Origin of the sequence: Adhaeretor mobilis, from assembly GCF_007741515.1 — a bacterium.
GTDB lineage: Bacteria > Planctomycetota > Planctomycetia > Pirellulales > Lacipirellulaceae > Adhaeretor > Adhaeretor mobilis.
In genome coordinates this window covers 4,505,526-4,518,026 of sequence record NZ_CP036263.1, presented here as the reverse complement: position 1 = coordinate 4,518,026, position 12,501 = coordinate 4,505,526, and the positions used below count along the sequence as shown (strand labels likewise).

Annotated in this window: 9 protein-coding genes; 1 reads left to right on the top strand and 8 read right to left on the bottom strand. The window is 51.6% G+C overall.

Annotated elements, in window-relative coordinates:
- Positions 1-102: 102 nt before the first annotated feature.
- The 8 genes from HG15A2_RS17760 to HG15A2_RS17725 form a co-directional block, all read right to left on the bottom strand.
- Positions 103-2,073, bottom strand: a complete 1,971-nt coding sequence (locus HG15A2_RS17760) for a DUF4838 domain-containing protein (protein WP_145061891.1) — start codon at positions 2,071-2,073, stop codon at positions 103-105.
- A gap of 442 nt (positions 2,074-2,515) precedes the next feature.
- On the bottom strand, positions 2,516-3,802 hold the full coding sequence (locus tag HG15A2_RS17755; RefSeq protein WP_145061889.1) for a Gfo/Idh/MocA family protein: 1,287 nt from the start codon (positions 3,800-3,802) through the stop codon (positions 2,516-2,518).
- A gap of 385 nt (positions 3,803-4,187) precedes the next feature.
- Positions 4,188-5,561 (bottom strand): hypothetical protein, encoded by a 1,374-nt coding sequence (locus HG15A2_RS17750; protein ID WP_145061888.1) that lies wholly within the window; start codon positions 5,559-5,561, stop codon positions 4,188-4,190.
- A 4-nt stretch (positions 5,562-5,565) separates the two neighbouring features.
- Positions 5,566-6,570, bottom strand: coding sequence for a Gfo/Idh/MocA family protein (locus HG15A2_RS17745; RefSeq protein ID WP_145061886.1), 1,005 nt, complete (start codon positions 6,568-6,570; stop codon positions 5,566-5,568).
- Between the two features lie 42 nt (positions 6,571-6,612).
- Positions 6,613-7,785 carry a DegT/DnrJ/EryC1/StrS family aminotransferase gene (locus tag HG15A2_RS17740; protein WP_145061884.1) on the bottom strand — a complete coding sequence of 391 codons (1,173 nt, stop codon included), beginning with the start codon at positions 7,783-7,785 and terminating at the stop codon, positions 6,613-6,615.
- Positions 7,786-7,843: 58 nt separating this feature from the next.
- Complete coding sequence (locus HG15A2_RS17735) at positions 7,844-8,713, bottom strand: polysaccharide deacetylase family protein (protein WP_145061882.1); 870 nt, start codon at positions 8,711-8,713, stop codon at positions 7,844-7,846.
- A gap of 6 nt (positions 8,714-8,719) precedes the next feature.
- Entirely contained in the window at positions 8,720-9,550 is an 831-nt protein-coding gene (locus HG15A2_RS17730) for an HpcH/HpaI aldolase family protein (protein WP_145061880.1), read from the bottom strand.
- Between the two features lie 87 nt (positions 9,551-9,637).
- A complete protein-coding gene (locus HG15A2_RS17725) occupies positions 9,638-10,843 on the bottom strand; it encodes an ROK family transcriptional regulator (RefSeq protein ID WP_145061878.1) in 1,206 nt (401 codons plus the stop codon).
- Positions 10,844-11,150: 307 nt separating this feature from the next.
- Between HG15A2_RS17725 and HG15A2_RS17720 the strand changes: the two genes are divergently transcribed.
- Positions 11,151-12,392, top strand: a complete 1,242-nt coding sequence (locus HG15A2_RS17720) for a sialidase family protein (RefSeq protein WP_145061876.1) — start codon at positions 11,151-11,153, stop codon at positions 12,390-12,392.
- Positions 12,393-12,501: the final 109 nt, after the last annotated feature.

The following is a 12,501-nucleotide window of genomic DNA, read 5'->3' as shown; positions in this document are numbered from 1 at the left end:
GTTTCGCCAATTCCTTGCGATGTAACACTCACCTTCATCCAAGTCTCTTGCAGGGTGGATACTCACATCCAAGAGGGCCTGGGAAACATGTGGCTTGTGCTACTACTCTTGCTGTGCGCTCCATTTTGCGAGAATATTCTTGGCTTGTGCGGCACGCACATTCCAACCAGTTGCAGAGACTTTCTTCAGCATATCCTGAACATCTTGTGACTTTTCCAGCCATGGATAAATGGGCCACAACGAACCAACCCCCCACGCTTCACAGCGCAGTCTTTCATGCTGTCTCATGGAGATAGGGCGAGGATGTACCAGTACTGGGTGATCATAAAACTTGCCATGCAACTCTTGGCGTTTCTCGGCCATTGCTCCCCCTTTCAAGGTAAGCGCGATGAACTCTAACGCCTCCTCTTCATTGGAGATCGTCTTGAGATGCTTTTGGCTTGCAAGATAAGAATACGCCGATGCTTCGTAATACCCAAAGGCTTGTAGTATTAATTCGGCTCGTTTCTTCTGCTCAGAAGTCTTAGTGTTACTAATTGTTAGATCGAGTAGTTCCCTGCTTCGTCGAATAATATCTTCGGATACCAACTCCATGTAATCAGGTGAATAGAAATTCAAATATTCACGATTTGAGGAAGTAAACCATTCTCCATTTGCAAGTTCCGGACTTGTCCAAAACTCTTCCCAAAGTTCGTAATATTCGGCGAGTGCCGGAGCAGCTTGCTCGCCAACACAAGTCGTGTACCAATCGTTAAGCAACTTGTCGATATCTTGGTCGGGGTTCCATTGCAATTTAAGCGCCAGATACAACTTTGGCCCTTCACCCCAATTCGGATATACTTCTGCATAATGAACGCGGACACCTTGTCGCTTTGCATACCGATAGTTCTCGGCCATTTGCCGAAAATAGATGCGTGGGAGCATGTAAGGTGTGCCATAGAGGTATTCATAAAATCCTAACGTTGGGCTGGCATTTGCCCAGGATTCAGTCAGCTCACGACCACGTTTTTCAAGGCTCTGATCAAACCACCTCATCCGGTCTTGCGTAAGGCATGGAACAAGCCGTTCATGCAACTTCAACTCCGTCGGCGGCACCCCTACTTGATAGTATGCCAAGCACCCAAAGTACTTGTCCGGATACGACTTGAGTACTTCAGTTACAACCTGATTACACCACTCGAAGTAACGATTGGAAACGTCACGTACACCTAAGTAATTATTCTCTCCCGTATCTCTTGATTGACAGGTTGCGCACTCACAATCGCCGCCGCTGTCATTTACAGCCAGTGAGAAGGACGTCGCTTCTGGATGCGTTCGAAAGAACTCATTGATGTTCTTTACGGCTTCCTTAACAATACCTTCCGCTGTGAAACAAGGTTGCCAGCCGTCGATTACGCCCTCGCTAGGCAAATACCGTTTGCCATTTTGAATCGGAAAGAAGTGCGGATGCGTCTTAGAATACTTTTCAACTGGAAATAGATGCAACAAATTGTGGTGAAAGTCAATTCGACTTCGCATGCGGTTGCGTCTTGCCCACTCGCTCTGGACGACATTGGGGAACCCACTCATGAACCGGGAAATGCTGGCCGGTTCCTGCCGAACAGCCTCTCTTGGTCCCACGATTGCTGGCCTTTTAGGAACATAGGTACCATCCTCTCCTGGTAGCAACCACCTAACTCCAACAACTTCTTCAAGAAACTCGCATACTCCGAACTCCGTTCCCCAATCTGTTGGCCCAGCAATTACAAGATTCTGTTCATCCACCGGATGAATCACAAACCCATCGGCGTCTAGCTCACTTAAATGCAAATGAGACTGCTTCGCGAATTGCGTTCTCCCCACATGAATACGAGAGCCCTGCATGGGAACCTTTGATTCATGAACTATGCTCAACGTAGCCGCAGAAGATTCTTCGATGTATTCTGACAATAATGCCGCAGCTTTTCGGTTCCGAATCGAAGGCTCATCCGGAATTACAATCACTCCTTGTGCGAGGTGATCTCTGACAATGGGGATTTCTTTACCATCAACCTGAACCTGAATTGCCGTAGTAAGTACTAGAATGATTACCACCCAGCAGAAACATGATTTTCTGCGAATGAGCAGAAGACTCGCAATAGGTTCTCTAACTCGATAGCAATCCCACCGATTTATCAGCGTTGTCAGTTCCACGGATGCTCCACGAGAATCGTTAAGGGGGCGTTGATGACCGTAAGGCTAGCTCGTCTACCGGCTATTTTACAGTGCACGGAGTGAGCTTGAGTTAGTTCTGTAGCCAAAGAAGGTGATTCTGTTGAATTGGCGACGCGTAGGTGTTTTCAAATCTGTCGGGAAACTCGCATCATCCGCAATCAAATGCGCATCTCAATTGAGATGCGTATGGGCACTAGTCCTCGCAAGTTTCAAAATTGCCGTTTGCAGGCGAGTCCTCTCATCAGTACTAACTCAACGTACTTGCCGAAGTGAGCGATATTCGCTGTGCAATGATCACTTTCTCAGTAACACTACAAAAACACTACGGCGTCTTGCCATCAACACTCTCTATAGGCAGATGGGAAAGATCAAGGCTATGCGCCGGTGCCATACGCTCGTTCACCTTATCCCACCCCATCATTTGACTGGTACGCCACGATTCATTGGCCATGCACATCGCTGCAACCGCAGCGAGGCCATTGTCGACAGGACAGGCCAATGGTTTGCCCTCGCGTAAATGATTGTGCAAGTTCGTGTGGTGAAGATGGATGTCCTCCTTTGGGGGATTATGATCCGAAGCCAGCTCCTTGCCATCTTTATCTCTCGCAATCCACCCGTCAGGCGTGAAATAGAGTGTGCCTCTGTAGCCGCGGATCAAGTGATCAAAACCCACACGGTTGCTTTGCGTGCCCAGCACGTATACCGTCATGCCTCGTGGGTATTCGGCGATCATCTCGAAGTTGTCGGGTAAATCGCGACCATCATTCCATTGCCATATGCCCCCCATCCCTACAACCCTGCGCGGAAAGTCGAGATTACAAGCTTTAATTATTCTCGATATACGATGGATGAAGAGATCGGTTGCGATGGAGCCGGAATAGGCCGAGTAGCAACGCCATTCGAAATAGTGCTGCGGATTCCAAGGGACGCTTGGCGCGTCTCCAAGCCAAGCAGCCCAGTCCAGATCCTCGGGCTTAGGCATCTGGTGATCCAGATCCTGCTTGCGAAACAGGCCTTGCTTATCATATCGGCGGACGTATTCGATTTGCGCCTGCACGACCTGGCCGATGACCCCTTCAGCGATAGCTTTTGCTGCGGAGGTGTAGCAATCATCCGACATCGACTGAACTCCCACTTGGAGAGCCCGCCCAGTTTCTTCTTGCTTCTTGGCAATAGCCTGACCTTCTCTAATGGTGTGAGCCAAAGGCTTTTCGCAATAACTCGCTTTGCCAGCATCCAAAGTATCGAGAACCATTTGCGCATGTCGATGTTCCGGCGTTGCAATCACTACGTAATCAATTTCCTTCTTATCCAGCAGCTTGCGATAGTCGACGATGGCTTCCGTCTTCACGATGGCCGCACCATGCTCCGCGCGAGTTCTCCAGCAGTCGGCAACACCGTGAAAGTGGAGATTATTAGTTGCCTTCAAGTCTTGGCAGGCATTGAGATGGTTGGTGCCCATGCCGCCGGCACCTATAAAACCAACACCTATTCGTTCATTGCTGCCCAATATTCGAGCATAGCTTTCGGCTGAGAAAGCGGAAACTGACGCGGAAAATGCGCTGGCTGCAAGAAACTGTCTTCGCGAGGTACTGATATTGTGGTCCATGCTACTCCTCTAAATGCTACATTGTGATTAGAATATCTACGCTCTCATCAGGTCAGGTATGCTGTCAAACCGATTTTCATTGCATTAGGCGAGCCGGGGCTCGGGACAACCAAGAACCCCTAGAGCATAAGCAGTGAGACGCAATACTGTTCTCCAACTACGCAGGCAAGCTCCCGCGAAAGGTATCGCTCTTGGCAGTCACAAAGGTCGCTGCCACGAGCGTCAATCTGACGGCAGGCCGATATGACATTTTGGGGTCGCTCGGGACGCAAAACAGCGTATGCGGAGAAGTACCTTTGCGCGAGCATACTTTCAATACGGCCGATAATTGTCACCGGATTACCGCTCTCCTAATGATCGCGTAGTTTGCGGCAAGGATCTAATATCAGAAGTTTTCACTTGGTTTCGGCTCCAATCCTGGCATGGATATTATAGATGACTTGGCGGTTTTATGGACTGCATCCAGGCGTATGAGCGATCCCTCACGCTGTTTGCCGACAGCGCCGTCGGAACGCATTGAGAGTATTGAGAATGCCTGCTCCATCGTGCGAGAATAGTGCGGCAGAATCTCAACTGCCGCTGCAAAATTCTCTCGAAGCTTCGTATCGGAGGTTGGCGTTGCGGTCAATGTTGTGACGAACCGCAGTGCTGATCGCTGTTGCTGGTCAAGATCGACCCCTAGCACGTCCATGCATTCCTCAAAGCTCCGCCCCTGCCCACCTAGCAAACGACAGAGCAATTGGAGCGTTCGAGTTACGAGTTTTTGCATCCAAGGTTGTTCCTGGACCAGTTGAAGGTTCGCGGAGAAATGTGCTGGTGCGTTTAGGTAAAAGTAGCACCGGGAAGCGCGAATGCGAAGAAAGCGGACATTCTCCAAGAGTTCCATTAATGGATCCACAGTCAAATCGTTAACTTGCTGCTTCAAGTCCACTAGCGAAAAAGGGCTTGGTAATTCCAAATGCTCTACAGACCGGCACACCGGTTCGAACAACTCTTGAAACCCAGTCCACAGCAGTTGTTCAAAGCGATCCAAACGTGACGGATCCGATAGCTCCGGAGTATCGTAGTGAGCATCAACTTGTTGTAGCATCGCTTGGGTTTGCCTCTTGGCAAAATCATTCTCGATCAGCCACCTCAGCGACTCTCGTTTGCCCACAAAATGCCTGCGGGCTAGCAACGTAGCGGCAGAGAGCATCGGAGGCGCATAATAATGCCAACAGCGCGAGTGTAGCGCATATTTTGGTTCATATGCGCCAAGATTAATGGGCGGGTCAATGCCGTGAATGTAGGGAGAATAGTATGTTAAGAATCTCGCCAAATGGTATTGTTCGTCGATTGCGCATAGTGGTCTTGGCAGCGTTCGCGATTTTAGGCGACTTAGCCACTCGCCACTGCCCCACCACACATTCCATACCGAATACTCGGGGTGGTGAAGCCGCTCGTGATCGAGTTCTGTCAAAGAGATACCCGCTCCGGGGGTATGTTCATTGATCCGGTTCCATTCTGGATGGTGTTCGACCATTTCACGGTGGATGCGACCAACGTGCCAGTCAATTTGGACCCAGTCTGAGGCGGTGGTCGTCTTGTCGCAGACCACACGGAAGTCCATATCGCTCAGTCCCGGCACTAAGTCGCCCGTCGGCCACTTGCTAATCAAAGCCACTACACACGGGTTCGCAGCCGAAAGCCGATTGCCAATGTATTCAGCAACGTCCCCAAACTGCGCTTGTAATTTACCCAGTTCACTAGTTGTTGTCATATTCTCATCCGCCTTCGATCCATGTCCGGCAAGTTGCCGCTTGCTTGATCCAATCCATCATTTGGGTTGCCGCTATGCCGTCATCACCACTGAATCTGGGTGCACGACCTTCGAGAATGCTTGTCGCGAAATCATCGATCAGTCCATAATGCGCATTGGGATGCCGGTTCAATCGTGAAGTGGTAGTCTCACGACCGCACGTGATTTTCATCTCATCACTGTCGGTCGGCGTAAGAGAAACTTTCGTTTCGCTACCCACGATGTGCAGTTCGTCGGTCCATGTCTTGCTATTCCATTGAAACGACAACGTACATGGAAAACCGTCTGCGAAGACCAAGATCCCAGTAGCAGAGTCTTCCACTGAATAGTCTTGAGTGCGAGTGCGAACGTCGCTCACCGTCTTTTGAGGCAAGCCGAACCACCATGCCAGTAGATCGAGCCTGTGCGACCCGACGTCGCTCAGGACTCCGCCTCCCGAGTACTCCGGTCGAACGCGCCAGGCATTCGAATCATTCGGCGACGGCGCGTACCAACTATGCAGCGCAACACGGGCCAAAACAATTTGGCCAAAATCACCCTGCTCCAGCATGCTGTGAACCCGCTGAAAGGTCGGCCAAAAGCGGCGGTAATATGCAACGGATAACCTGCGGCCGGCCTGCTTGGCAGCGACATTCATCGCCTCGGCCTCACTTGCGTCGAGTGCCATCGGCTTTTCCACTAAGACGTGCTTCCCAGCACGCAGCGCGGCGATCGCTTGCGGAGCGTGCAGAAATACCGGAGTCGCAATGTAGACCGCGTCAACCTCCGTGTCCGTGAGCATTTGTTCGAAATCCGTATACACCTTGCCAGGCACTAGAGCACGCAGCTCATCAGTTCGGCGATCTGGATCACGTGTGACGCAGGCTTGGAGAACACTTTGTGGCTGTTCGAGGATGGCTGGACCTACACGTTTGCGAACAATATCCCCCAAGCCGACGATTGCCCAACGCAGTTTTTCCATTGATGTCATTGTGGTTCACTTTTTTTTGTACGCACACTAATTCTAAGCTGCTCACGACTTTTGTATTTCCGCTAAGGACGATTTAATTGCCCATGCGAGATACTCGCAGTCATCGGAAGTGGTCTTTGGAAAGAGCGGAAGGCTGACAACTTGCCGAGAGGCTTTGGCGGCGATTGGACAGTCAGATCCTGCTTCGGAATAACCCAGTTCACTCATCGCGTCCCAAGTCCAAATCGCAGGATAGTGCATGCCACATGAGACGCGATATTTGTTCTTGAGTACACTTAAGAACTCCGCTCGATCCAGCGGAAAGCGGTCGGTGTTGAGGCGAACTATGTATAGATGGCAGCCGTGCCCATCTTCGATACCGTCTGGGAGAATCAACTCTTCCACTCCTTCCAGCATCCGATGCATGACCTGAAACACTTCGAGCCGACGGCTGATCACACGATCTATTTTCGCAAGCTGGGTGAGTCCCACCGCAGACTGGGGCTTGGTCATCCTATAGTTGAATCCTACTGAGGCCACACGCAACTGTGGGCCATAAACGTAGCCAAAGGTTTTCTTTTGGCGAACCACCTCAGCAAACTCTTCATCATTACTGGTTACGGCACCACCTTCACCGAGGGTCGTCATATTCTTGTTTGACTGAAAGCTATAGCAGTTGGCGCGTCCACGTCCGCCAATAGGAGCTCCGCGATACTTTGTTCCGACGGCATGAGCGGCGTCGTAAATAATCGGGATGCCGGTTTCGTCCGATATGGCGTCGAAACCGCCACAGTCCGCTGCCAATCCTGCAAAGTGTACGGGCAGGATCGCCTTGGTGCGCGGTGTAATACGTCTTCGCACATCTTGGGGGTCGAGGCACATGGTATTCGGATCGATATCGGCAAAGACAACCTTTGCTCCAAGCGCGATGGCACACGTCGCGGTGCAGACAAAGCTCAAGGGTGTAGTGATGACTTCATCGCCGGGTGCGATTTCCAATGCCATCATGCATAGATCGAGAGCGGTGCCGCAACTATTAACCGACACCGCTTTCGCAGCTCCCTCGTGCTTGGCTAGCGCCTGCTGAAAATCGTTTTCCTCGGGCAATGGAAAGAAACTACCGCTGGGTTCAGCTGCGCCCTGCATGACTGCCAACGCAGCCTCAATATCGTCCTGTTCAAAAACGCCACCTAAAGCGGCAAATGGAATTTCTCGGATCGCGGGTGATGTTTTCATGGGTCTAAAAGATCAAGTTCTTGCGGGTAAATGTGATAATAAAGAAAAAACAGGTAAGTCACTGCCTATGTGGAGCCGCCGCCCGATAGGCAGTTGCAAGCTCGCTGACTGTTGCAGACTTAAGCCGCACCTCGTATCGGTCAGCCAGCATTGAGAAATCACTCAACATCTGTTTGAATGTCTGACGGCGGAAATCGTTTGGCTCGTCGTAACGGAATATGTTGTGGCTCAACCCCACAATTGACTTGATCGGTCCGAGACGAAGTTTTTCACGTTGCAGGATTTTGTCGATGAGAAACTTCTGATTTTTGGCGTCAAATAATTCCACACGCAAGTCTTGCGGATGTCCACCCGACCAGAGCATCGAGTCGGGATCGGTGGACACCGGAACTTCCACCAAGTCCAGCCCACTCTCCAGCAGTCGATTTGCCGGGTGTGCATAATGCACATGATCGGGTGCACCTGTCCAATTACTACGCAATTTCATTATTTTGCGACCCGGCATTGAGTGAGAGCAACTAGTGAATCCCAACTCAGCCGTGACGGCAAAGGTGGCGTCGTTGGCCGAGCAGCTTCCGGTGCGGAATGTTCGCGGCTCGAAACCTAAGGCGTTGGCAAATTGAAGAACGGCAGTTCGATACATCTCGTGTTGTTCATCTGCGGTATAGGCACCGCAGAAGTCATCGTACCCTTCTTCTTGTGGATGATAATGCAAGCCTATCTCCACTCCTTCTTCAGCAAACGTATTCAATAACTTTGGATAGGCCTGCGCATCTCCTGGCAGCACGAACAATGTGGGCATCATGCCCGCGGCCATCGTTAGATCAACAAATGCTCGCGCCGAGCGGCACCCCAACTCTATGTCGTTGACTGCGCGTTGCGTCGCCTCACAGTCCAAAGTCCAGCTAACGTAGATTTCTGTACTCATGTCGACCTATGAATTCACTGTGTTGGAAGCTGTTTGGACTCGATCACCATCAGCGCTTTCTTCGGCCGAACTCTTATGAAGAATGCTCCGACCCTCATTAAGGGCTTGCCGGCTTCCTTGGCGGAGGAAGCCAACATCGCTGCCAATCGCAAGCAATTGATATCCCATATCGAGATGCGCCGACAGTTCGCTAACGCCGATGCTCGTGCCGCTCCACTTATCGGCGGACTGTGCGGCCCGAGCGGTATTACCCCGTGCGATTTGGATTGACTCGTTTTCCGCTGCACAAGTTTCAATAGGCAGTCCCAGGCTTAATTTGAAATCGTCGCAACCGAAGAACAGACCATCAATGCCGTCAACTGCGACAATCTGCTCTACATTTTTTAAGCCGATACGGGATTCGATCTGCGCCATAATCAACGGTTCACTGGATCGGTAATAATCATGGCCATTGACGTCGATCACCCTGCGACCTCCGTACGATCGATTCCCCTGCGGAGGGAATCGCAAGGCGCGCACGATCGCAGTCGCCATCTCGGCAGAGTCAACCTGCGGAATCATCATTGCGGACGGCGCAGTATCGGCATACTGTGACAACAAGCCAGGGTCGTGCGTCGGCACACGCAGCACCGTCTCCAACCCAAGCCACGATGCAGCACGTACCGCGCTCAGGGCATCGCCGAATGACAACTGACCGTGTTGCCCATCGATCCACACAAAATCCCATCCTGGTCCTATGGTTTCCAAAATCCCTTCGGCCGGGTAGCCATAATAAAACCCCAGCAACGGCTCCTTGTTGCGTAGGCGCTCCGACAATTGATTAGTGCGACTTGTCATCGAATTTCCTTGATTGCTTCATCCCTAGCTTCGAACGCCAAGGCATATGCCACTTCTAGTTGTCCTTGCTCTGCTTGCAGATGTGCATCACCCAGTCAATTCGGGGGTGTAAGCTAAACTGTCTCCGACAAACGTGGCCAGTGAAATAAGTTCAGCGCTGGCGCCGAGCATGGCTGGTGTCAGCCGGACGACTTCTGAATAATCCGGATTGAAATGCGTGTTCGCTGACTGCCACAGTCGATGCAGTAGCGCAGGTCGATTCCGAAATATGTAGCCATCAATGACGATGCAATCCGGGTCGAAGCAAGCTACAGCCGTTCCCAGCGCACGGCCAGCCGAAGAAACCACCTCGTCGACCATTCTCTGGGCATAGGCAAACTGCTCTTCGGTCGCCAATCGCACCAACTCATCGACCACCTTGGATGCGCGGCTGTTCTCAGCTAAATGTACCAATCGTGCAATAGCCGGCTCTTGGGCAAGCTTTGAATCTGCCGCAGTATCCGCAATAATTCGTCGTACCAGAGCAGGTCCACTAATAGTGGCTTCCAAACAACCACGTTGGCCACATCCACAATGTGGGCCATTGGGTGTTACAACAATATGACCGATCTCCCCGCTATGACTCCGAGCGCCACGAAACAACTCGCCACGAACCACGGGTCTGGCGCTCACTCCATCGGCAGCATTGAAAAACAGCATTACCTCGCTTCCCTGCCCGGCTCCGTGACGGTATTCCGCTACAGCCCGACTACGACCATCGGAACAATAAACCGTCAAGCCAAAGGCCTCGCGTGCCAACTGCACTACAGAAACGTCGCGCCAGGGAAGTACAGTAGAAAATTGCAACACACCATCCGGAGACACATAGCCATTAACGCTCAATCCCAGTGCTCGTAAACCTCCCCACTTGATGTCCGACTGCTCCGCCAATTGGCGGGCTCTCCCCGAGAGTTCCTGCAGAAGCGCATGGGGCTCGGGCGACTTGCCTAGCTCGACGGAACACTCAGTAAGCACAGTCCCCGCCAAAGTCACAATACCGACTTCTGCGTGCGAGCCGTCGATGTGCACTGCCAACACCTCTCCGGGGGGAGCAAACCGGAAAACCGTCGCCGGCTTACCGGGACCCACGACTCGTTTCCCAACGGTTTCTACTAGCCCCGCCTCGCGTAAACGTTTCAGAACACATGAAATCGTAGAGCTTCGCATTCCCGTAAGTCGGCAGACTTCGGCTTGGGTTTGGGCACGTCCAGCACGAATTAAATCGAGAATACTGCGGTCAGAAAGGTTGCTCATAATAATTGCGTTACCGCCTGCTAAAGAAAGAGGAGTATGAAGCGAGCCTAATAGGAGGCGATGAGTCGGCTCGCACTTGTGTTTAGTAGATCCCTTTGAAGCAATCTCTCCCCTCTAGCACCAACATCGCGTAGCTAATTATCTCAGGTATCGTATTAAAAGTAAAGTGCATATGCCATTGGCGCAGGGATTTGGCACATAAATCAGAAAATGAGGCCTAGAACGCTTGACTGAATGCTCCGTTTTCGTGATAATTGACACTACAAGGAATCCATCACCCTCATCGATTCTTAGCACTTTTTCGATCATGCATGTGAAAGTTACTCGTCGCATCTTTGTTCAAGCGGCCCTAGCGACTCAGCTTGTATTTGGATTACTGGGGAGCGTTCCTGCGAAGGAACGCTCATCAAAGAATGAAGCCGAACAAGGTGACACTTCAACGCTCGCTAAGAAGCCACATATCGTCGCGGACGGATTCATCACGCGTGACCCGAGTGAGTCGGCGTTTATGCCTTACATCACGCCGCTCTCTGATGGCACGTGGATTGCGACGCAATACACTGCCTCGTCGCTCGCCGCTCCTGATACGGAAGTGCAGGTATTGCTCTCCCGAGATGAAGGGCGTCACTGGGAACGTTTGCCGGGATTGAATCTGGAATCGAGCGACAACCCCTGGTCGTATCGCAGTCCGTCAACTACCGAGCTTCCTGATGGCCGTCTGGCGATGTTGGTAAATCGCTTTCGATTCTCAGGAAAAACTCTCGCCGATTTGAAGACTGGCGCCATGCCCGAGAGCGAGCGATTGGTGCTGTGGTCTTCAGACGCTGGGCATAGCTGGTCGGCACCGCAGGTTGTGCCCGCCGATCTTCCCGCCGACAAATATACTTGCCATGGCATGGGGCGGTTGATGGTGTTGAAGCCCAATCGCTGGATGTATCCCTTGCAAGTAGGAATGCCCAAAGGTTACGCCAATCGCGACCACAAGGCGGCTGCAGTGTTCACGGAAGACGCCGGCAAAACCTGGAGCGATTTCACCATCGTCGCCGATGACACCGATGATCGAATCGAATACCACGACCAAAATAGCACGCTACTTAGCAATGGTGATTTATACACCATGTTTTGGGCCATTGACTGGACAAAGCAGTCCGATCTGACCAATCACTGGGCCATATCACGCGATTGTGGTCGCTCGTGGTCGTCACCGCAGCCAACGAATCTACGCGGGCAAGTTTGTTGCCCAATTGCACTTTCGGATGGTCGCATTGCAGTAATTTACAATTACCGGCACAAACCTCAGGGGGTTCGCCTGGCGGTGAGCAACAATTTCTCGGAGTACGACCTTGAAAACGAAGTTGTCGTCTTCGACGCTGGTAGTGAAACCTCGACTCAAAAGGCGGCCAACAACACTGTAATCGCCAAGAACACTGTAATTGCCTTTGGGCGTCCAAATGGCGTGCTTCTGCCAAACGGCGATGTGCTGGTGGCTTATTTTTGCACAACGGGCGGAGTGACACACGGTCGCTGGGCACAGGTGTCAGTTCCCTGAACCACCACTTTTTGAGGCGTGCGACATTACTTGAGAGAAACGAAATGGGTTATGTACAAGCCGTGTTTTCTTTCACTGATATCTTATTCGTCACCTGTTCAGCAAACGC

Coding starts and splice junctions, on each gene's coding strand:
- HG15A2_RS17755 (WP_145061889.1), bottom strand. CDS start 3,802: ATGGACCACAATATCAGTACCTCGCGAAGACAGTTTCTTGCAGCCAGC.
- HG15A2_RS17750 (WP_145061888.1), bottom strand. CDS start 5,561: ATGACAACAACTAGTGAACTGGGTAAATTACAAGCGCAGTTTGGGGAC.
- HG15A2_RS17745 (WP_145061886.1), bottom strand. CDS start 6,570: ATGACATCAATGGAAAAACTGCGTTGGGCAATCGTCGGCTTGGGGGAT.
- HG15A2_RS17740 (WP_145061884.1), bottom strand. CDS start 7,785: ATGAAAACATCACCCGCGATCCGAGAAATTCCATTTGCCGCTTTAGGT.
- HG15A2_RS17735 (WP_145061882.1), bottom strand. CDS start 8,713: ATGAGTACAGAAATCTACGTTAGCTGGACTTTGGACTGTGAGGCGACG.
- HG15A2_RS17730 (WP_145061880.1), bottom strand. CDS start 9,550: ATGACAAGTCGCACTAATCAATTGTCGGAGCGCCTACGCAACAAGGAG.
- HG15A2_RS17725 (WP_145061878.1), bottom strand. CDS start 10,843: ATGAGCAACCTTTCTGACCGCAGTATTCTCGATTTAATTCGTGCTGGA.
- HG15A2_RS17720 (WP_145061876.1), top strand. CDS start 11,151: ATGCATGTGAAAGTTACTCGTCGCATCTTTGTTCAAGCGGCCCTAGCG.